This is a genomic window from Rathayibacter sp. AY1F4 (genome assembly GCF_002931775.1).
In the GTDB taxonomy this organism is placed as follows: Bacteria; Actinomycetota; Actinomycetes; order Actinomycetales; family Microbacteriaceae; genus Rathayibacter.
Window position 1 is genome coordinate 26,015 of the sequence record NZ_PSVE01000019.1, and the last position, 20,926, is coordinate 46,940.

Here is a 20,926-nt window from a genome sequence, read left to right on the forward strand (position 1 = left end):
CGGCCGGATGACGCCGGGTGGCGATATCCTGCCGCCGTGCTCCGCTCCGTCGCCCTCCTCGCCCTGCCCGGCCTCGCGCCGTTCGAGTTCGGGGTCGTCTGCGAGGTGTTCGGGATCGACCGCGGCGCCGACGGAGGTCCCGCCCTCGACTTCCGGATCGCCACTCCCTCTCCGGGCCCCGTCCGGACGAGCCTCGGATTCGACCTGCTGATCGCCGATGGTCTCGACGCGGCCCGGGACGCGGACCTGATCGCCGTCCCCGCCCACGGCCGCGGGCCCGCCGACGAGCGGGTGCTCGACCTCCTCCGCGAGGCTCACGAGCGCGGCGCGTGGATCCTCAGCGTCTGCAGCGGGGCCTTCACCCTGGCGCAGGCGGGCCTGCTCGACGGCCGGCGCGCGACCACCCACTGGATGCACGCCGCGGAGCTCGCCCGGCGCTTCCCCTCCGTCACGGTGGACCCCGAGGTGCTCTACGTGCAGGAGGGGCGCATCGTGACGAGCGCGGGCACCGCGGCCGGCATCGACGCGGCGCTGCACGTGGTGCGCGAGGAGCTGGGCGCGACGGCGGCGAGCGTTGTCGCCCGGCGGATGGTCGTGCCCCCGCAGCGCCACGGCGGGCAGGCGCAGTACCTGCGGACCCCCGTTCCCGAGGCGCGCGCGGACTCGCTGGCCGAGGTCACCGAGTGGATGCTGGAGCACCTCGACGAGGACCTCTCGATCGAGGCGCTGGCCCGTCGGGCCCTGATGGCCCCCCGCACCTTCGCGCGCCGCTTCCGGGCCGACCTCGGCACGACTCCGCTCGCCTGGCTCACCCGCCAGCGCCTCCTCCGGGCGCAGGTGCTGCTGGAGGAGACGGAGCTGACCCTCGAGGCGGTCGCCGCGCGGGTCGGCTTCGGCACGGCCGCGGTGATGCGCCACCACTTCACGCGCGTCCTGCGGACCACGCCGGCGGTCTACCGCCGCACATTCGCCGCCTGAGCGGCCGGCACCGGGATCGCTGGAGGGATCAGACCGTCGCGACGAAGAGCCTGCCCCGTCCGGTGACGGCGAGAGCGCCCTCCGACGGGGTCACGAACACGCTGCCGCCGCGCTCGACGCGGACCGAGCCCTCGGCGCCCTCGAGCGAGAACGAGCCCTCGGTCGCGATCGCGATGGCGGGTCCGTGCAGGGCGACGCGGGCCGGCGACTCCGACTCCGGCTCCACGACGGCGAGCACGAAGTCGGGGACGTCCGGACGGTAGACGCGCACGCCCGGCCCGGCCTGCTCGGCCGGGAGGTAGGGCACGGGCAGCGGCGAGAACTCGAGCACGCTCACCAGCTCGGGCACGTCGATGTGCTTGGGCGTGAGGCCCCCGCGCAGCACGTTGTCGGAGGCGGCCATCAGCTCCACGCCCGTGCCCGCGAGGTAGGCGTGGATGTTGCCTGCGGGCAGGTAGAGCACCTCGCCGCGGGCGAGGCGGACGCGGTTGAGCAGGAGCGAGAGCACGATTCCGGGGTCGCCCGGGTAGCTCTCGGCCAGGTCCCGGACCGTGGTCGTCTCGAGGCGGTCGTCGCCCGCGGACGCCGCGACGACCGCGGACACCAGCGCGGCGACCTCGGCACGGTCGCCGTCGGCGAGCAGCCACGACACGGCGCCGCGGAGGACCTCCGAGGGCTCGCCCTCGAGCGTCCGAGCGAACCGCGCGATCGCGGCCGCCTCCTCCGCCGGGGCGCGCCCGGCCAGCTCGGCGAGCAGCGCCCGGGCGTCCGCCGGCTCACGGAAGCCGCAGAGCGCGTCGAAGGTCTCGCTGAGCGCGTAGATCAGCTCGGGCTTGTGGAACGGGTCCTTGTAGTTGCGATCGGCGGCGTTCCGCGGGATGCCGGCCTCCTCCTCCTCGACGAACCGACGCCGGGCCCGCTCGGACGAGGGGTGGGCCTGGAGCGACAGCGGCCCGCCCGCCGCGAGGATCTTGAGCAGGAACGGCAGACGGGGAGCGCCCGAGACCGGATCGACCGACCCCTCCACTCCGGCGAGCGCCGCCTCGGGGTGATCGGCGACCCACTCGGCGAGCGTGCCGGCGCCGACCGAGGCGGGGTCGAGGATGCGCGCGGGCGAGCCCGGGTGCGCGCCGAGCCAGAGCTCGGCCTCGGGGGCGCCGGAGGGCGCGGTGCCGAGGGCCTCCGAGATGCCGGTGAGCGAGCCCCAGGCGTAGTCGCGGGGGGTGTTGCCGATCGGGATGAACACGGGAGCGCTGGCCTTCCGTCCGAGGGGTGGGTCCGAGCCGCTCAGCCGGACGCGCCGGGGCCGCTCCGCTGCGACGCTAGCAGGATCCACAACGCGGGCCCGGGAGGAGGGCCCGCCTGTTGGTGCTCTCCGCCAGCGGACGCGGCACTCGCAGGCGCGCTTCGTACGCTGGGAGTCGCAGCACTGTCGCCGTCGGAGCGGTCGCCGTGCCGCATCCGACGAGCGAGGGAGCACAGAGCATGGACAGCACGACCTTCGAGACCCTGGGGGCCGACTTCTACGGGTTCGAGGCGGCGCTCACGCCCGCCGAGAAGGAGCTGCTGGTCGGCGTCCGCGCGTTCCTCGAGGAGCAGGTGCGGCCGATCGCCGACGAGTACTGGGAGCGCGCGGAGTTCCCGCGGCAGCTGATCCCCGGGATCCACGCCACCGGCGTCATCGGCCTCTCCTGGCCCGAGACCCGCGCGATCGAGAACTCCGCCGTGTTCCGCGGCTGGGTGGCGCTCGAGCTGGGCCGGGTGGACGCGGGCATCGCGACCTACGTCGGCGTGCAGAACGGCCTGGTGATGGGCACGGTCGGCGTCGCCGGCTCCGAGGAGCAGCGCGCCGAGTGGCTGCCGAAGCTCGCCTCGGGCGAGGTCGTCGGCGCCTTCGGCCTCACCGAGCCGCACTCCGGCTCCGACTCCGCCCAGGGCCTGCGCACCACCGCCCGCCGGGACGGCGACGACTGGATCCTCGACGGCGAGAAGCGCTGGATCGGCAACGCGACCTTCAGCGACGTGACCGTGATCTGGGCGAAGGACGCGGAGGACGGCCAGGTGAAGGGCTTCCTCGTCCCCACCTCGACACCGGGCTACCGCGCCACCGCCATCGCGCGCAAGCAGAGCCTGCGGACGGTGCAGAACGCCGACATCATGCTCGAGGGCGTCCGCGTCCCGGAGTCGCTGCGCCTGCAGGGCGCGAACTCGTTCCGCGACACCGCGAAGGTGCTCCGGCTCACCCGCGCCGAGGTCGCCTGGCAGGCCATCGGCGTCGCGATAGGCGCCTACGACGCGGCGCTGCGCTACGCGAAGGAGCGCGTGCAGTTCGGCAAGCCGCTCGTCGGGCACCAGCTGGTGCAGGACCTCCTGGTCAAGAGCATCGGCAACATCACGGCCAGCATCGCCCTGGCGACCCGCGTGTCCGAGATGCTCGACGCCGGCGAGCAGCGCGACGAGCACTCCGCCCTCGCGAAGGCCTACGCGACGGCCCGGATGCGCGAGACCGTCGCCTGGTGCCGCGAGGTGATGGGCGGCAACGGCATCGTCCTCGACTACGGCGTCGCCCGCTTCTTCGCCGACGCGGAGGCCCTCTACTCCTACGAGGGCACCCGCGAGATGAACACGCTGATCGTCGGCCGCTCGATCACCGGCACCGCCGCGTTCGTCTGAGCCTCCCGTCCAAGCCGTCTCCCCCGAGGGGGCGGCCCGGCCGGGGAGCGAGCGGCGGCGCGCCCGGCACGCCGCCGCGCCGCCCCCGCTCCCTAGACTGGTCGCCATGATCCGACGCGCCGCCCCCGCCGCTCCCCGAGCGCTCGCGGTGGCGGTGCTGGCCGTGCTGCTGGCCGGCCAGTCGCTGCGGAACCTCGCCGGATGGTGGGGCTGGGGCGTCGTCGTCGCGGTGCTCCTGGGCGCCTCGATCGCCGTGCTCGTCCGCGCCCGTCCCCGCCTGCGCTGGGCCCGCACGCCGAAGTCGCTGGTCCTCTTCCTCGGGCTCGCGGTGCTCTCGCTGCTGTGGTCCGCCTATCCGGGAGCGAGCGCGATCGGAGTCACGGCGCAGCTCGCGACGACGCTCGGCGGCGTCGTCCTCGCCGTCACGCTGAGCAGCCGGGAACTGCTCACGGCTCTCGGACGGGCCCTGCGCCTCTCGGTCGGCCTGTCGCTCCTGTTCGAGCTCGTGATCGCGGTCGTCGTGCGGCAGCCCGTCCTGCCGTTCGGCGTCGAGCCTCCCGCCGACGGACCGACGCCCGACGCCTTCTACTGGTCGCAGGCCGCCCTCTTCACCGGCGAGCCCGTCCAGGGGATCGTCGGCAACCGCAACCTCCTCGGCTTCCTCGCCCTGCTCGGCCTGACCGTGATCGCGATCGAGCTGGCGGCCCACTCGATCCGGCGCCGCTGGGGAGCGGTCTGGGTCGCCCTGTTCGTCGCGACCCTTCTGCTCACCCGCTCGGCGACCGTCCTGCTCTGCCTCGTCGCCGTCGTCCTCGCGGCCGCGTTCGCGCTCTGGGCTCGCCGGAGGGGCGAGTCCCGCCGCCGTCCCGTCTACCTGACCGCCGCGGGGCTGGCGGTGGCGACCGTCGCCGGAGGCGCCGCGGGCTGGGGCGCCCTCCTCGGCCTGCTCGGCAAGAGCGAGGACGCCACGGGCCGCCTCGACATCTGGGACTCGGTGATCGCGCTCACACTGCAGCGCCCGGTCCTCGGCTGGGGCTGGGTCAGCTACTGGGCTCCCTGGGCCGCCCCGTTCGACACCCTCGCCGAGCGCAAGGGCGTGCTCTACCTGCAGGCCCACGACGCCTGGCTCGACGTCGCCCTCCAGCTGGGAGCGGTCGGCCTCGTCCTCTTCGCGGCGCTCGCCGTCTCGACGCTGTGGCGCTCCTGGTTCCGCGCGGTCGACCGCCCGCGGCGCGACGCGACCTCGACCCTCCCCTACACGGCCGTCAGCCTCGCTCCGCTGCTGATCGTGGTCGCCCTCCTGGCGCAGTCGCTGTTCGAGAGCCGGATCCTGATCGAGGGAGGCTGGCTGCTCCTCGTCCTCTTCGCGGTGCAGACCAAGCGGCCGGCGACCGAGACGCCCGAGGTCCTCGCCGCGACCCCGCTCCCCCTCGCCGACGCCTCCCCGAGGCGATGAGGCCCCGCCGCCCCTCGCTCCCCGCCTCCGTCGCCGACGCGACGGCGTCCCCGCAGTTCGCGGCGGCCCTCGCGCAGACCACTCTCGTCACCGTCCTCTGCGCCCCGGCGGTCCGCGGGCTCCTCGGCTGGCCCGGCTACATCGCCGCCGTCGCCACGCTCACCGCCCTCGCGGCGGTCATGCTCGTCCTGCGGCGCGGGCGGCTCGACTGGGAGGGCCTGCTGCCCACGAGCATCCTGGTGTTCCTCGGCTGGATCGCGCTCAGCGTGCTGTGGAGCGACTACACCTGGGCCACGGTCTCGAGCGTCGTCTACCAGTTCGCCCTGGCGTTCCTGGCGATCGCGATCGGCCTGACGCGCGACATCATCCAGATCATCCGCTCGGTCGGCGACGTGCTGCGGGTCGTGCTGATCGCCTCGCTGGCCGTGGAGGTGCTCTCGGGGGTGCTGATCGACCAGCCGCTGCGCTTCCTCGGCGTGGAGGGCCTGCTCGCGGTCGGCGGGCCGATCCAGGGACTCGTCGGCACGCGCAACCAGCTCGGGCTGGTCTGCCTGCTGGCGATCGTGACGTTCTCGGTGGAGCTGATGACCCGCTCCGTCGCCCGCGGGCCGGCCGTCGCCTCGATCGCCCTCGCCGCGGTCACCCTCCTCTTCACGCGCTCCGCCGTGAGCGCGGGCGTGCTCGCCGTGGCCGTCGTCGTCGCCCTCGCTCTGCGCTGGGTGCGCCACGGCGACGGCACCCACCGCCGTCGGCGGCAGTTCGCGGTGCTCGGCGTCGCCGCCGCGGCCTCCCTCACCGTGTGGCTCCTGCGCTACCGGGTGATCGAGCTGCTGAACGCGGGCAGCGAGTTCGAGTTCCGGCTGCGGCTCTGGCAGCAGGTCTGGCGCTTCACGGACCTCGCTCCGATCGTCGGCTGGGGCTGGGTGGGCTACTGGCGGCCCGACCTCTACCCCTTCACCGCCATCGACTACCTTTCGGGCCGCCCGCACTCGTCGAGCCTCAACGCGCTCTTCGACGTGGCCCTGCAGGTCGGCGCGGTCGGGGTGGTCCTCTTCGTCGTGCTGATCGGCCTCGCGCTCTGGCGCTCCTGGCTGATCGCCTCCGAGCGCAAGGCGGTCGTGCACGTCTGGCCGGTGCTGGTGCTGACCGTGCTGATGGTCACCGCGCTGGCCGAGAGCTCGATCCTGCTCGACGCCGGCTGGCTGCTCGTGGTGCTCTGCGCGATGCGCGCGGCCCAGGGACTGAGCTGGCGCCGGCTCCTGCACCCGCGGGACTGACCGGACTCCTCAGCGCCCGCGCCGCCGCGCCACCTGGCGGAGCACGGCGAGGTGCTCCTCCCGGCAGCGCTCCCAGCTGAAGGACCGGGCACGCTCGACGCCGAGCGGGCCGAGCTCGCCGGTCCGCTCGATCGCCTCGAGGATCCCGTCCGCGATCGAGCGCGGCTCGAACGGATCGACGTAGACCGCGGCGTCCCCGCAGATCTCCGGGAGCGAGCCCGCGTCGGAGGCGGCGACCGGGCATCCCGACGCCATCGCCTCGATGGGCGGGAGGCCGAAGCCCTCGTAGAGGCTCGGGAACGCCAGCACCGCGGCTCGGCGGTAGAGGTCGGCGAGCTCCTCCGGAGTGACGTGGCCGCGCCACTCGACGAAGTCCGGCAGCGGGCCGAGGCGGTCCAGATCCCCTCCGGTCAGCACGAGCCGGAGGGAGTGCCCCTCCTCCCGCAGGAGGCGCACCGCCTCGAACAGGCGGGCGTGGTTCTTGTGCGGCCAGGCGCGCGCCGGGTAGAAGACGAAGTCCTCGCGTGTGCCCAGATTCGCGACGAAGCGCCGGGTGTCCACGCCGAGATGCGACACGTGGATCCGCTCCTCCGGGATGCCCAGCAGCTCGACGATCCGCCCCTTGGTGAAGGCGCTGATGGTGATGACCGCGTCGGCGCGGCGAGCGGTCGCCTCGTAGGCGAGCCGGCGGAAGACGCGCTCGACGCAGGGGAAGAGGTGCGGGAGGTCGCGGTGCTGCAGGTCGAACAGCATCTGCACGTGCCCCTGCCGCCGCGACGGCCACGGGAGCGGGACCGTGAACGGGAAGTAGAGCACCGCGTCCCGGCCCAGGCGCCGGCGCAGGCTCGGCGTGCGCAGGAGCGCCTGGAGCATCCCCACGGCCCGGCGGCGGTGGCCCGCCCCGCTGACGACCCCCTCAGCCACGACCTCGGGCACGCCCTCGCTGAAGCCGCGCGCGTTCTCGGGGACGAGCACCTGCACGGCGGGCCCCTCCTCCCCCGGCCGCGGCGCCAGGAGGCGCGTGAGCGCGCGAGCGTAGGTCTCGCCGCCGCCCATCCCGCCCGGGTCGACGGTGAGCACGGCGAGCGTGACGGGGCGGAGTTCCGGCATGGCGTCCAATCGGTCCGAAGCCCGGCCAGGATACCGGCGGGCCGCACCGCTCCCGGCGCCCGGCCGTGCCCGTGGGTAGTATGTGTCCCGCTGTCATCGACCCCGACGAATTGGACCACCACGTGCCCCGCGCTTTGATCACCGGAATCACCGGCCAGGACGGCCTCTACCTCGCCGAGCTCCTCCTCTCGAAGGGCTACGAGGTCTTCGGGCTCGTCCGCGGGCAGAACAACCCCAAGTACGAGCTGGTCCGCCGCACCGTGCCCGAGGTGACCCTGCTCACCGGCGACCTGACCGACGTGTCGAGCCTCGTGCGCGTGCTCGCCGCCGCCCAGCCCGACGAGGTCTACAACCTCGGCGCGATCTCGTTCGTCGCCTACTCGTGGGAGAACGCGTCGCTCACCACCGACGTGACCGGCAAGGGCGTGCTCAACATCCTCGAGGCGACCCGCCTCTACGCCGGCTCCGACATGTCGCGCGTGAAGTTCTACCAGGCCTCCTCCTCCGAGATGTTCGGTAAGGTCCAGCAGGTCCCCCAGAGCGAGGAGACGCTGCTCTGGCCGCGCTCGCCCTACGGCGTGGCCAAGGTCTTCGGCCACTACATGACCATCAACTACCGCGAGTCGTACGGCATGCACGCCTCCTCCGGCATCCTCTTCAACCACGAGTCGCCCCGCCGCGGCCCGGAGTTCGTCACCCGCAAGATCAGCCTCGCGGTCGCCCGCATCAAGCTCGGCCTCCAGGAGACGCTGGAGCTCGGCAACCTCGACGCGAAGCGCGACTGGGGCTTCGCCGGCGACTACGTCGACGCGATGTGGCGCATGCTGCAGCAGCCCGAGGGCGACGACTACGTGGTCGCGACCGGCGAGACCCACGAGATCCGCGAGTACCTCGACATCGCCTTCAACCACGTCGGCATCGAGGACTGGACCCCGTACGTGACCCAGAACCCCGCGTTCATGCGTCCCGCCGAGGTGGACCTGCTGATCGGCGACCCGGCGAAGGCGCGGGATGTCCTCGGCTGGGAGCCGAAGGTCTCGTTCCCCGAGCTCGTGGCGATGATGGTCGAGAACGACCTCGCCGAGCAGTCCGCGCTGATCAAGTAGTCATGCCTGCCGCTCTCGTCACCGGAGCGAGCGGTCAGGACGGGGGCTACCTCGTCGAGCGCCTGCTCGCCGACGGCTGGGAGGTCTCCGCGCTCGTGCGCGGGACCGACGACGCCGCTCTTCCCGCCGCCGTCCGCGCCTTCGAGGGCGACCTCCGCGACGCCTCCGGCCTCGGCCGCATCGTCGCGGAGGCGCAGCCGGACACGGTCTTCCACCTCGCCGGCCTCTCCTCCGTCGCGCTCTCCTGGAAGGAGCCCGTGCTCACGGCCGAGGTGACCGGCACCGCGGTCGCCGCGCTCCTGGAGGCCTCGCTGGCGCTCCAGGAGTCGGCGGGCCGGGAGGTCCGCTTCGTCCAGGCCTCGTCCTCCGAGATCTTCGGGGCCGCGACCGAGAACCCGCAGACCGAGCGGACCCCGATCCGCCCCGTCTCGCCCTACGGAGCCGCGAAGGCGTTCGCGCACCACCTCGTCACGGTCTACCGCGGCCGAGGGCTCCACGCCTCGTCCGGCATCCTCTACAACCACGAGTCGCCGCGTCGGCCGCTCGGCTTCGTCACCCGCAAGATCACCGCCGGAGTCGCGGCGATCGCGACGGGCGCCGAGTCGGAGCTCTCGCTCGGCAATCTCGACGCGCGCCGCGACTGGGGCTGGGCCCCCGACTACGTGGACGCCCTCGTGCGCGCCTCGCGCGCCGAGGAGGCGGGCGACTACGTCGTGGCGACCGGAGTCGCGCACTCGGTCCGCGACTTCGTCCGTGCCGCCTTCACCGCGGCCGGCATCGACGACTGGGAGCAGCGGGTCACGATCGACCCGCGGTTCGCGCGCCCCGTGGACGCCCCCGAGATGCGCGGGGACGCCTCCCGGGCCCGCGAGGTGCTCGGCTGGGCGCCGACCGTCGGCTTCGAGGAGATCGTCGCCCGCATGGTCGAGAACGACATCGAGCTGGCGCGCCGCTCCGGCTGAGCCGCGCCCACCGCGTGCAGAAGGCCCCCGCTCCTGGAGCGGGGGCCTTCTGCACGCGGTGGGTCGAGGACGCCTAGGCGGTCGCGTCCGACTGCTCGGCCCGGCCCCGCTCGTCGACGCCCTCGCCCTCGACGAGGTACGACCAGACGCGGGCGGCGTACTCGTCCCAGGTGCCGCCGTCGATCGCGAGCGCCTCCGCCGAGAGCCGCGCGTGCAGCTCGTCGTCGGTCAGCAGCCGCTCGAGGGCCGCGGCGATGTCGTGGTCGTCGTGCGGATCGACGAACAGCGCGCCGCCCGAGGCGGAGACCTCGTGCATGCTGCCGAAGCCGGAGGTCACGACCGGGGTGCCGACCGAGATCGACTCCACGATCGGGAGACCGTAGCCCTCGTTGATCGAGGGGAACACCGTGCACCGGGCCAGGCGGTAGGCGCTCCAGAGCAGCGCGTCGGTGATCTTGGAGAGCGAGCGGACCGGACGGCCCTGGCCCTCGAGGACCTCGAGTCGGTACTCGAACTCGGCGCTGCTCCAGGCGTTGCCGCCGATGAAGACCAGGCTGAAGCGCACGCCCCGGCGCCAGAGCAGCTCGGCGGCCTGGAGCACCGCCAGGTGGTTCTTCCGCGGCTCGTGGCTGCCGACGCAGACGACGAGCGGGAGGTCACCGGTCACCAGCGAGCGCGCGGCGGTGGCCAGCTCCTCGTCCGAGACGCTCTCCGGCTGCGAGGGCAGCAGGATCGGACGGATGTCCGGCCCCTGCATCCCGACGCTGCCGAGCATGTGGCGCCAGCCGGAGTACTCGGTCGCGGCCGCCTCGGAGATGGTCGCGATGCGGTCCATGTGCGACACGGCGACGAGCGTGCGCGAGAAGGCGGCGCTGATGCCGGTGCTCGCCGTCTCGGCGGTGGTGACCGGCACGCAGTCGAAGCCGATGGTGCCCGTGCGATTGCCGCTGAACTCGGCCAGGGCGGAGACGCGCGACGTCCGCTCGTCCTCCACGGCGAGCTCGGGCAGGAGGTAGGTGCCCTGCCACGGGACGATCACGCGGGAGCGGTCCTCGGCGGCGTCGGGCACGTCGCCCGAGACGGCGTTCCGGCTCTGCTCCGGGGTGAGCATGACGAGCGACTCGTGGGTCGAGTCCCAGCCGGCGAGCAGGATCTCGTGGTCGCGCGTCCAGCGGACGAGGCTCTGGCGCACCACGCGCTGGATGCCCGTGGCCAGTCCCGTGCGCGCGGTGTGGTGCACGTCGACGACGACCGCGCCGACGACCACCTCGACCTCGGGGTGGTGGAAGCGGGCGAAGACCCGGTTCGAGGCGATGGTGGACGCGGCGTGGGTGAGCAGACCGGCGGTGCCGTCCAGCCGGGCCCGGCGGCGGCCGTCGACGACGTCCTCCCGGCGCGGGAGCGTGCCGCGGAGGACGGCGAGCACCAGCCAGACCTCGCGGTCGGTCGGGGCGGGCAGCAGAACGCTCAGCTGTCCGGTGAGGGCGTCGACGCTGCCCAGCGGCTCCACGGTGGGGGCCAGGGTGCGCACCAGGGTGGCGAGACGGTCGACCAGGTACTGCTTAGAGCGCACGGGGCGCCTCCTCGTGCTCGATGAGGGCCGAGGGGCCGATCAGGGCGGCCCACAGCTCCCGGGCGTAGTCGTCCCAGGTGCGCTCGGGCCGCTCGGCCGCCTCGAGGCGGAGCTCGTCGACGAGCTCCGGCGACGTCAGCAGGCGGCGCATGCCGTCGGTGATCTCCTCGTCGGACTCCGGGTCGATCAGGACGCATCCGCCGTGCTCGGCGATCTGCGCCGTGCTGCCGTAGCGCGAGGTCAGCACGGGGAGCCCGATCGACAGCGCCTCGGCGACCGGCAGGCCGTACCCCTCGTGCAGCGACGGGAACGCCAGGAACAGCGCCTCCCGGTAGCTCGCGATCAGGACGTCGTCGTCGGCTCCGCGGAGCACCTCGACCGGGCGTCCGGCGGCGACCAGCTCGCGGACGCGGGGATCGAAGACCTGGTGCGCCCACGGGTTGGCCCCGCCGATGAAGCGGACGCGGAAGCGCAGGCCCTCGCGCCAGAGGACCTCGGCGGCGTGCAGCACCGCGAGATGGTTCTTGCGGGGCTCCTGGCTGCCCACGCAGAGCACGAGCGGCAGGCCGGACGCGCTCCGCCCCTCGGAGCGCAGGCCGTCCGGGAGCTCCACGGGCAGCGGGACCGGGACGACGGTCGGGCCGGTGAGGCCCTGAGCGGGGAGCGCTCGCACGAAGCCCTCGAACTCCAGCGCGGCCGCGGCGCTCACCGTGGCGACGCGCTCGGCGTGCTTGACCACGGAGAGGAAGTTGACGAAGCGCACCGTCTCCTCCGGCGGCACCGTGTCGGCGCTGACGACGGGGATAGCGTCGTGGCCGAGGACGACGACCTCGTTGCCGGAGTACTCGGCGAGGGCCGCGAGCGGCCCGCACTGGTTGTAGTCGGGCACCGAGGGGATGACGACGACGCTGCGGTAGGGCACGACGAACTCGATGCGCTCCGGATCGCCGTGCTCCCAGTCGCGCCGCCCGGCGGAGGACCAGTCGACGACGCGCTCGTGCTCGATCGCGCTCAGGCGCCGGAAGGACATCGATCCATGGACCCAGGCGACCGGGACGATCTCGTGCTCGGCGTCCCAGCGGGACACGGTCTGGCGCACGACCCGCTGGACGCCGGTGTTGTGCCCGTGGCGGGCGGGGAAGTCGACGTCGATCAGGACGGCCCCGGTGACGACCTCGACGCGGGCGTCCAGATCGGCGAACCCGGTCGCGGTGCGGGAGCCCGCCTCGAGGAAGATGCGCAGCGCCGCCTCCTCGGGTGCGAGCTCGAGGGCGCGGCGGAACCAGTCGAACAGCTCGCTCGTCGGGTACGCGGCCGTGAACGACACCAGCGCGACCCAGGTCAGCTCGTCGTCCTGGCGCGAGCGGATCTCGCGGGCCACCTCGTCGAGGTACGGGCCGGGCCCGCGGGTGCGCAGCGAGGCGCGGCGCTCCTCGTCGAAGAGGAGCGCGCCGATCTGCTCCAGGCGCTGCAGCATCGCCTCCGTGCGGTGGGCGCGCGCGGCGGCCGCGCCGGCGGCCGAGACCTGCGACCGGTCGCTCATCGCGCCCGACCGGACAGGCGGCGCTTCACGAAGCGCGCGCTGTGGCCGACGGCGCCCGACAGCCCGAGCTGCTCGACGCGGATCTGGAAGGTGCGCACCAGGCGGAGCGGCTTCGTCACCCGCCAGGAGAGGGTGCGCTCGAAGCCGGAGGCGGTCACTCCGCCCACCTGGATCCGCTCGACCCACTCGTCGAAGGGGTCGTTGAGGAGGGAGTCGACCTGCGCGCGCAGGCGGGCCAGCTCCTCGTCCGGAGACTCGGGCTCGGCGAGACGGGGCTCGATGGGAGCCCCGGACGTGCGCGCGGGCTCCGCCGGGACGGCGGCGGGAGCGGCGTCGCCGACGGCCGACTCGAGGCTCGGGTCGGGAGCGGGAGGAGCGTCCTCGCCCGTGCCGCCGAGGACGGGGGCGGGGTCCCCAGCGCTCTGCGGCGCCGGGTCCAGGGGGACGTCGGAAGGCTGCGTGGGCATGGCGAACACCTCGTTCGTGTCGTTCAGTCGGCGAGCGGGAGCAAGACTACCCGCCATGCGCCGCGCACCGGCACGCCAGCCAGGGGGCTCCAGGGTGGGCCGCACGTATAATGATGCGGTCCGTCGCCCGGCGGAGGCCGAGAGCTTGGAGTTCCATGCCCAGCAAAGCTGTGGATCGCGCGCGCGCGATCGCCGACGAGCCGTTCCAGATCGCCGGCACCACGTCGGCCGTCGGCGGCGGCTCGGGCGGCTTCGTCGCCTCCCTCGCCGAGATCCTGCGGCACCGCGAGCTGCTCCGCCTGCTCGTGGGGCGCGAGCTGAAGTCGCGCTACAAGGACAGCAGCCTGGGCTTCGTCTGGAGCCTCGTCCGGCCGCTGATCATGCTCCTCATCTACTACGTGGCGATCGGCCAGATCCTCGGGGCCTCGCGCGGCGTCCCGAACTTCGCGATCTTCGTCTTCTCGGGGCTCACCCTCTGGGGCCTGTTCAGCGAGATCGTGACCGCGGGCACCACGTCGATCCTCGGCAACGGCGGACTGATCAAGAAGGTGTACCTGCCGCGGGAGATCTTCCCGGTGGCGGCCATCGGCTCGGCCCTCTTCAACTTCGGTGTGCAGTTCGTCGTCCTGATCGCGGGAGCCGTCCTCACGGGCTCGCTGATCTTCGGCGTCCAGCTCCTCTACATCGTGCCCGCGCTGGCGATCGTGCTCGTGTACGGCCTCGCGCTGGCCCTGGCCCTCTCGGCCCTCAACGTCTACCTCCGCGACGTCCAGTTCCTCGTCGAGGTCGGGCTGCAGATCTTCTTCTGGCTCTCCCCCATCGTCTACGCGTGGAACTTCGTCGTCGCCGCCTCCACCGGAGCGGGCCACGGCTGGGCCGAGCAGCTCTACCTGATCAACCCGATCTCGAACGCGATCCTCGCCTTCCAGCGCGCGATCTGGGGAGACGGCTCGCGCGTCAGCATCATCGACGGCAACGAGATCGCCCCCCAGGTGTGGCCGCCGGACATGGAGCTGCGCCTTCTCATCGTCCTCGTCGTCGGGCTGGTGTTCGTGTGGATCGGCCACCGGATCTTCCGCCGCCTCGAGGGCAACTTCGCCCAGGAGATCTGATCGTGACCCTCACCAGCAAGCAGGAGTCCGTGCCCGCCTCCTCCGGCACCCCGACCGTCGTCCGGGTGCGCAACGCCTCCAAGCGCTTCGTCATCCGCAAGGACAAGTCGTTCAAGGAGCGGATCGTCAACTTCGGCCGCGGGCGCAAGCACCGCGACGAGTTCTGGGCACTCCGCGACGTCGACCTCGAGATCCCCCTGGGCTCGACCGTCGGCCTCATCGGCGCGAACGGATCGGGCAAGAGCACGCTCCTCAAGCTCATCGGCGGCATCGTGCAGCCGACGACCGGCACCGTGGAGCGCCGCGGACGCCTCGCCGCGCTCCTCGAGCTCGGAGCGGGCTTCCACCCCGACCTCACCGGGCGCGAGAACGTCTACCTCAACGGCGCGATCCTCGGACTCTCGCGCAGCGAGCTGGACAGCAAGTTCGACTCGATCGTCGACTTCTCCGAGATCGCCGAGTTCATCGACACCCAGGTCAAGTTCTACTCGTCGGGCATGTACGTGCGGCTCGCCTTCGCTATCGCGATCCACACCGATCCCGACCTGCTGCTGGTCGACGAGGTGCTCGCCGTCGGCGACGAGCCGTTCCAGCGCAAGTGCATGGACCGCATCCGCGCCTTCCAGCGCGCGGGGAAGACCATCGTGCTGGTCACCCACTCGCTCGAGCAGGTCGGCGAGCTCTGCGACCGCACCATCGTCCTCGAGAAGGGCACCGTCGTCTTCGACGGCGAGACCTCCGAGGGACTCCAGGTCCTCCGCGAGAGCTTCGAGGACCGTCGGGCCGCCCGCCAGGAGCGCGAGGCCGAGGCCGCCGAGGCCGCGGACGAGCCCGCCCCCCAGCTCATCGAGATCCTGGGCTGCCGACTGCGCGGCGGATCGATCGAGCACGGCGGCACGGTCGTCCGCAGCGGCGAGACCCTCGAGTTCGACGTCACGGTGCGCACCAGCCGCCCGGTCGACGACTGGAACATCGGCATGGGCATCGACACCCCCCTCGGCCAGCGCGTCTTCGGGACGAACACCGAGCGCATCGGCACGCCGCTGAGCGCGGTCGACGGAGAGATGACGGTCACGTTCACCCTCCCCGACCTGCACCTCGGCGCCGGCAACTACGCCGTGCACGCCTCCTCGGCCACCTTCTCGCAGGGCGAGACCATGCGGATGCCGGTCGCCGCGACCTTCACGGTCGAGCGGGCCTCCGTGCACGACGGCGTCGTCGACATCGACTCCACCGTCCGCCTCAGCAGGCCGTGACCGCGCGGCGCCGCCGCCTCCTGGTCGACGCGACCGCCCTCGCGGCGCCGCGCCTGACCGGGGTCGGCCGCGTCCTGCTCGGCCTGCTGCACGCGCTGGACACCGACGCGACCGCCGCAGAGGTCGAGGTGCTCCTCGTCGTTCCGGCGAGCGAGGCGGGCTCGCTCGGGCGCTTCGGCTTCCGTACGCTGCGCGTCCGACCGGTGCCGCTGCCCCGGCCGGTGTGGAGCGCACTGACCCGAGTGCCCGCGCCGGGGATCGACCTCCTGCTCGGCCGCGGCGCCTACTTCTTCCCGAACTTCCGGAGCTGGCCGCTCGCCCGCTCCCGCTCGCTCACCTTCGTGCACGACGTCTGCTTCGCTGTGATGCCCGAGCTCGTTCCGCGCGAGCGCCGAGAGCTGCTGTCGCGGTCCGTGCCCCGGTGGATCCGGCGCAGCGACCTGGTCCTGACCGGCACCCCGTCCTCCGCGGCCGAGGTCGAGAGCGCTCTGGGCGTCGATCCGGCGCGCGTCCGCGTGCTGCCGACCACGATCGACGCCGACCTCTTCCATGCCCGCGGCGAGGAGGAGGTGGCGCGGGTCCGCGCGGAGCACGGGCTCGGGTCCTACCTGCTCTTCGTCGGATCGATCGAGCGCCGCAAGAACCTCGTCACCCTGGTGGACGCGTACCGGCAGGCCGAGCGGCCGGAGAACCACACCCTGCTCCTGGTCGGCGGGGACGGCTGGGACAACGAGGACGTCCACTCCGCCGTCGCCCGCGCGGTCGCCGCAGGAGCCGACGTGCGCTTCGCCTCCTCCTACGTCGCCGACGAGGATCTGCCGGCCCTGCTCACGGGCGCCGACGCCGTCGCCATGCCCTCCTGGCACGAGGGCTTCGGCCTCCCCGCCCTCGAGGCCGTCGCCTGTGGCACTCCGGTGCTCGCGGCCGACATCCCCGGCCTCCGCGACGCGCTCGCCGGGCGGGAGTCCGCCGCCGTCTTCATCGACCCGGCGGACCGCACCGGGTGGTCGGCCGCGATCGGAGAGGCGCTGCGCCGTCCCCGGCGACTCGCACCGGAGCCCATCCCGGGGTGGGACCGCACCGCCCGGCGCCTGCTCGAGCTGGCCTTCGACGACCGCTGATCAGCGCCGGGTCGTGAACAGCAGCCAGCGCCCGGAGGCGGAGGCGACCTCGGGCTCGACGTCCCCCGTCGCCGCCTCGACGTAGGCCCGCCAGCCGTCGGGGTCGTCGGTGTAGCCGGCGGTGTCCACGTAGACGGCGCAGGCGCCGCTGCCCGCCACGGCGTCGGCGAACTCCGCCGGGTCGTCGACGTCGCCCCAGACGTCCCAGCCGTAGGTGCCCTCCACCGCCCCGTAGCTCCAGCGGAGGCGTCCCTCCTCGGTCGCGAGGTAGGGCAGCGCCTCGTCGTAGTCGGAGAGCGCTCCGATCCGCCCGCTGTCGGGGAAGCTCTTCAGGGGGAGCTCCACCACTCCGCAGCCGTCGTCCAGCTGCGCGTCGGCCTCCGACACGAACGAGCGCATCTCGGAGTCGTCGGTGGGAGCGATCGGCACCGCGGCCGATACTCCGGCCAGCTGATCGACCACGGCGACGGCGGCGAGGAGCGCCGCCACGAGGATCCGGACACCGCCACGGGCCGTGATCCGATCGAGCAGAAGCGCGAGCACGCCGAGGACGAGGACCGCGATGACGATCGACATCCGCGCCCACGCGCGGATCGTCGGCCCCGCCACCAGCGAGACCACGACGCCCAGGCCCGTCACCGTATAGAAGAGGAGCGCGGCCAGCGTCGCCACGGCGAGGACGCGCACGCGGGCGTCCGAGAAGAACCGGCCGATCGCGGTCGTACGGAGCGCCCGTCCGCCGCCGAGCGCGGTGATCGGAAGCGCCACGAGCGTGATCAGGAGCGCGACGCTGGCGAGGATCGAGAACCCGGGCGGCTCCGTCGTCGGCGCCACGCCGGACTGGCCCGCGTAGGTGTTCAGCAGGCCGTACCCCTGCGGCAGCCCGGTCCCCGACCAGGGCAGGCCCAGCAGCACGAGCTTGCCGGCGTAGGCCTCCGACTCCCCCACGGTCCGCGACGTGAAGTACGGGCTGTAGCGCTCCCCGAAGTCGAGCGAGAGCAGCAGCAGCGAGAGCCCGACGAACACGCCGAGCGCGAGGAACGGCACCGACGAGACAGCGAGCACGCGCAGCCGCTCGCGGGAGAGGAGCCCGGCGGCCGTGCTCACCGCCCAGGTCGCTCCGAGGACCAGGACCGCGAAGACGTAGTAGTAGCCGCCCGTGCTCGCCACCAGGAGCCCGAGCACGACTCCCGGGACGACGGAGCGCAGTACGCGGCTCCTCCGCGTCGCGCCCCGCTCGGCCCAGGCTCGGAGAGGATCGGTGCGCGGTCCGGCGACCATCAGCACCATCACGCCCAGGAGCGGGATCGCCCAGTAGTTGGCGAGGAACGCGTGGCCGAATCCGATCCGGAGGAAGTGGTACGGCAGCAGCGACAGCAGGACCGCGGAGAACGCCGCGACCCAGGGCCGCGTGCGGAGGGCGCGGAAGAACACGTAGCCGGTGACGGCGACCGTCGCGAACGTGCCCAGGTAGAAGACGTTCAGGAGCGTCGTCCCGTCGCGCACCACGAGGGCCAGGACCGACACGGCGAGGGCGGAGGCGACGTCGAACTGCGCGCTGAAGAAGGCGTTGAACCCGTCGGGGAAGCCGAGCGCCGCGTTGCCGTCGAACGGGAACGCCTGCGTGGCGCTGGTGAAGAGCGTGTAGTGCAGGATCTGGTCGTCGCCGCCCACGGTCCAGCGGGCCGTCAGGTCCTGCGGCCCGATCCCGAGCGCGAGCACGGCGGCGACGACCGAGACGAGGGCGGCGACGAGGGCCCATCCGAGCTCGACGAGCGTCCGGCGCCGCCGACTCGCCGTCCGCGGGCCGCGCACGTCAGTAGCCGCGCTCACGGCGCTGCTCCTCCACGCTGGTCTGGACGATCCGGTTCAGCTCGGTCTCGCCGTCGGTGCCCGCGTAGTCGTAGATGTCGAACCCCCCGCAGGCGACGATATCGGAGGGAGCGCCGAGCGTCCCGCGCGCGAGCCCCGCCCAGTCGGGAGAGCGGTCGGCCAGCACGAAGCTGTACTGCCGGTCGCGGTAGTCGCTCAGGTTGTTCATCCACAGCTGCACCGTGAAGTCGAAGTTGACCTGCTGGACGAGCAGCGAGGCCGGCCCGTAGAGGTCCAGGGGCCGCGTGGACCAGAACGAGCCGACGCCCGCGAGCTCGCGGCCGTCGATCCAGCGCTCCAGGCAATCGGCGTCCGGGTCCGATCGCGCCTCGGCCGCCGCGGAGGCGACCGCCGTTGTGGCCGGCACGGCGGCTACGACGAGGCCTGCCGCAGCCAGCGGGGCGACGACGCGGACGACCGGCGCCAGCCGCGCGCCCGCAGCACGCCGGTACGCCGCCGCGGCCCCGATCAGGGCGATCACGACCACGGTCGCAGTCACCGGGATCGGCATCAGGTAGCGGCTGACCGAGCTGCCGGTGAAGACCTGCACCACCAGGAGCACCGCCGTCTGCGCCGGCAGGAACGCGCACACCGCGAAGCGCGCACGGGCCGCCTCGTCGAGGGCGGCTCCCCGCGCCAGTCGGGCGACACCGGCCACGACGACGGCGAGGGCCGCCAGCAGCAGCAGACCCAGCAGCGCCACCTCGAGCTTGCCGATCAGCGGCGCCTTCAGCACCAGGAACTGCACGATCAGGTCGTCCAGGGCCGTCCCGGCGAGCGGCAGCCGGAGGTACCCGCCGGCGTCGGTCCCGATCAGGAAGCCGAGCGGGATCCGCAGCGCGGCCCCGAGCGCGGCGGCCCCGAGGACCGTTCCCGCGACGATCAGCACCGCGCGGGGAGCAGCGAGACCGAGCACCAGCAGCACGACGAGGACCACCAGCAGGGGGCCGACGAACTGCACGAGGAGGAGGGGATCGGAGAGGGTCGTCGCGGCTACGGCCGCTCCGACCAGGAGCAGCGGACGCGCGGCCGGACGGCGCTCGCGCAGCGCGCCCAGGGTGACGGCGAGCCCGGCGAGGCCTGTGAGCACCGCGCCGTAGTAGTAGGTCGTGAGGAGGAAGGTGGTCGCCAGGGCGCCCTCGTTGTTGAGCGCGCGGCCCTCCGTCAGGCAGAGCACCAGCAGCACGGCGATGCCGGCGAGCGCGGCGGCGGGCCGCAGCCGGCGGCGCCGGTCCTCGACGAGCCGTCGCGCGAGCATCCGGAGCACGCCGTAGAGGAGGACGACGTTGAGCACGGCGTTGACCGCGAGCGCCGCCGCGGGATCGCCACCGGTCAGCAGCCACGCGACGCCGAAGACGGGGAGCTCGGGGAAGAGGAAGAGCTGGCTCGTCATCACCCACGCCGCGGGGCGGCCCTCGGCGGAGGACTGCAGGATCAGCGGCAGCGCCAGCGAGTCGCCGTCGCGGAAGAGCAGCGGCCGCCACGGCGTGCCGACCATGAATCCGAGCACGAGCAGGGTCCCGCTGACGACGACGGCGAGGGCGGCGAGCTCGAGGAGGGCCCTCCGGGTCCGAGGGGATCCCGTCGGACCCGCCGTCACCGGTGCTTCCCGCCGAACCGGATGGCCAGGACGAGCAGGAGGTTCTTCAGGAGGGTGTCGCTCGGGATCTTGGAGTTGCCGACCGTGCGGTCGAGGAAGACGATCGGGATCTCCTTCACTCCGCGGGCCCGGCGCAGGGCCCGGTACTTGAGCACGATCTGGAAGCCGTAGCCGGCTGCGCGGATCGTCTCGAGGTGGAGGGTGCGCAGGAGGTCCGCGCTGAAGAGGTTGAAGCCGCCGGTCCAGTCGGTGATCTTCGAGCCGAGGAAGAGGCGCGTGTAGAGGTTGCCGCCACCGCTCAGCAGCTTGCGGTCGAGCGTCCAGTCGGGAGTGCCCCCGCCCGCGATGTAGCGGGAGGCGACCACGAAGTCGGCGCCCGCGCGCACCTCGCGGAGGAAGGCGTCGATGTAGTCCGGGTCGTGCGAGAGGTCGGCGTCCATCTGCAGCAGGTAGTCGTAGCGGCGCTCGGCCGCGAGGAGGTGCTGGAAGGCCCAGATGTACGCCGCGCCGAGCCCCTCCTTCTTCTCGCGCGAGAGCACGAGGACCTCGAAGGTGTCGGATCCGAGCTCGGCCGCGAGCTCGCGCGCGCGGTCCGCGGTGCCGTCGGGGGAGCTGTCGTCGATGACGGCGACGGTCACGTGGAAGTCGGGGTTGCGGGACGCCGCGAGCGCGACCCGCGGCAGCGCCGTCGCGATGTTCGCGACTTCGTTGTAGGTGGGGACGACGACGGCGAGGGAGCGCATGAGGCGGGGAGGATCCGTTCTTCCGGTGCACCGGCTGACCGGTGAGAGCCCTGCGAGTATAACGAGGCGGTGCTCGC

The 20,926-nt window shown here is 73.0% G+C and carries 17 protein-coding genes; 9 read left to right on the forward strand and 8 right to left on the reverse strand.

Annotation, left to right across the window (positions count from 1 at the left end; genetic code table 11):
• Positions 1-36 precede the first annotated feature (36 nt).
• Entirely contained in the window at positions 37-978 is a 942-nt protein-coding gene (locus tag C5C59_RS12400) for a GlxA family transcriptional regulator (RefSeq protein WP_104238045.1), read from the forward strand.
• A gap of 28 nt (positions 979-1,006) precedes the next feature.
• Here the strand turns inward: C5C59_RS12400 and manA are convergent, their stop codons facing one another.
• Positions 1,007-2,224 carry a mannose-6-phosphate isomerase, class I gene (manA, locus tag C5C59_RS12405; RefSeq protein ID WP_104238044.1) on the reverse strand — a complete coding sequence of 406 codons (1,218 nt, stop codon included), beginning with the start codon at positions 2,222-2,224 and terminating at the stop codon, positions 1,007-1,009.
• A gap of 239 nt (positions 2,225-2,463) precedes the next feature.
• Between manA and C5C59_RS12410 the strand changes: the two genes are divergently transcribed.
• From C5C59_RS12410 to C5C59_RS12420, 3 genes are all read left to right on the forward strand, one after another.
• Positions 2,464-3,651 carry an acyl-CoA dehydrogenase family protein gene (locus C5C59_RS12410; protein ID WP_104238043.1) on the forward strand — a complete coding sequence of 396 codons (1,188 nt, stop codon included), beginning with the start codon at positions 2,464-2,466 and terminating at the stop codon, positions 3,649-3,651.
• A 106-nt stretch (positions 3,652-3,757) separates the two neighbouring features.
• Positions 3,758-5,107, forward strand: a complete 1,350-nt coding sequence (locus C5C59_RS12415) for an O-antigen ligase (protein ID WP_104238042.1) — start codon at positions 3,758-3,760, stop codon at positions 5,105-5,107.
• The gene (locus C5C59_RS12420; protein WP_104238041.1) at positions 5,104-6,384 is read left to right on the forward strand and encodes an O-antigen ligase; all 1,281 of its coding nucleotides are present in this window, start codon (positions 5,104-5,106) and stop codon (positions 6,382-6,384) included. The genes C5C59_RS12415 and C5C59_RS12420 overlap by 4 nt, the downstream gene beginning before the upstream one ends.
• Positions 6,385-6,393: 9 nt before the next feature.
• Here C5C59_RS12420 and C5C59_RS12425 read toward each other — a convergent pair whose 3' ends face one another.
• Positions 6,394-7,494, reverse strand: coding sequence for a glycosyltransferase family 1 protein (locus C5C59_RS12425; RefSeq protein ID WP_104238040.1), 1,101 nt, complete (start codon positions 7,492-7,494; stop codon positions 6,394-6,396).
• A gap of 122 nt (positions 7,495-7,616) precedes the next feature.
• On the opposite strand from C5C59_RS12425, the gene C5C59_RS12430 reads away from it, so the two are divergent.
• Complete coding sequence (locus tag C5C59_RS12430; protein WP_104275317.1) at positions 7,617-8,600, forward strand: GDP-mannose 4,6-dehydratase; 984 nt, start codon at positions 7,617-7,619, stop codon at positions 8,598-8,600.
• 2 nt (positions 8,601-8,602) lie between these two features.
• On the forward strand, positions 8,603-9,562 hold the full coding sequence (locus C5C59_RS12435; RefSeq protein ID WP_104238039.1) for a GDP-mannose 4,6-dehydratase: 960 nt from the start codon (positions 8,603-8,605) through the stop codon (positions 9,560-9,562).
• 73 nt (positions 9,563-9,635) lie between these two features.
• On the opposite strand, the gene C5C59_RS12440 is transcribed toward C5C59_RS12435, so the two are convergent.
• From C5C59_RS12440 to C5C59_RS12450, 3 genes are read right to left on the reverse strand one after another with little or no spacing between them, the layout of a single operon-like run.
• Positions 9,636-11,135 carry a glycosyltransferase family 1 protein gene (locus C5C59_RS12440; protein WP_104238038.1) on the reverse strand — a complete coding sequence of 500 codons (1,500 nt, stop codon included), beginning with the start codon at positions 11,133-11,135 and terminating at the stop codon, positions 9,636-9,638.
• Positions 11,125-12,678 carry a glycosyltransferase gene (locus C5C59_RS12445; protein WP_104232816.1) on the reverse strand — a complete coding sequence of 518 codons (1,554 nt, stop codon included), beginning with the start codon at positions 12,676-12,678 and terminating at the stop codon, positions 11,125-11,127. Before C5C59_RS12445 ends, C5C59_RS12440 begins: the two co-directional genes overlap by 11 nt.
• Positions 12,675-13,145, reverse strand: a complete 471-nt coding sequence (locus C5C59_RS12450) for a hypothetical protein (RefSeq protein WP_104223152.1) — start codon at positions 13,143-13,145, stop codon at positions 12,675-12,677. The genes C5C59_RS12445 and C5C59_RS12450 overlap by 4 nt, the downstream gene beginning before the upstream one ends.
• Positions 13,146-13,300: 155 nt before the next feature.
• Here C5C59_RS12450 and C5C59_RS12455 point away from each other — a divergent pair, with 155 nt between their 5' ends.
• From C5C59_RS12455 to C5C59_RS12465, 3 genes are read left to right on the forward strand one after another with little or no spacing between them, the layout of a single operon-like run.
• The gene (locus C5C59_RS12455; protein ID WP_104223153.1) at positions 13,301-14,257 is read left to right on the forward strand and encodes an ABC transporter permease; all 957 of its coding nucleotides are present in this window, start codon (positions 13,301-13,303) and stop codon (positions 14,255-14,257) included.
• A 2-nt stretch (positions 14,258-14,259) separates the two neighbouring features.
• Positions 14,260-15,513, forward strand: a complete 1,254-nt coding sequence (locus C5C59_RS12460; protein ID WP_258062762.1) for an ABC transporter ATP-binding protein — start codon at positions 14,260-14,262, stop codon at positions 15,511-15,513.
• Entirely contained in the window at positions 15,510-16,634 is a 1,125-nt protein-coding gene (locus C5C59_RS12465; RefSeq protein WP_104238037.1) for a glycosyltransferase family 1 protein, read from the forward strand. Before C5C59_RS12460 ends, C5C59_RS12465 begins: the two co-directional genes overlap by 4 nt.
• Here C5C59_RS12465 and C5C59_RS12470 read toward each other — a convergent pair whose 3' ends face one another.
• Genes C5C59_RS12470 through C5C59_RS12480 form a run of 3 tightly spaced genes read right to left on the reverse strand, consistent with a single transcriptional unit; the run spans position 16,635 to position 20,849 of the window.
• A complete protein-coding gene (locus C5C59_RS12470; RefSeq protein WP_146079577.1) occupies positions 16,635-18,467 on the reverse strand; it encodes a hypothetical protein in 1,833 nt (610 codons plus the stop codon).
• Positions 18,451-20,106, reverse strand: a complete 1,656-nt coding sequence (locus C5C59_RS12475) for a hypothetical protein (protein WP_104238035.1) — start codon at positions 20,104-20,106, stop codon at positions 18,451-18,453. Before C5C59_RS12475 ends, C5C59_RS12470 begins: the two co-directional genes overlap by 17 nt.
• Positions 20,103-20,849, reverse strand: coding sequence for a polyprenol monophosphomannose synthase (locus C5C59_RS12480; RefSeq protein WP_104223157.1), 747 nt, complete (start codon positions 20,847-20,849; stop codon positions 20,103-20,105). Before C5C59_RS12480 ends, C5C59_RS12475 begins: the two co-directional genes overlap by 4 nt.
• Between the last annotated feature and the right edge of the window lie 77 nt (positions 20,850-20,926).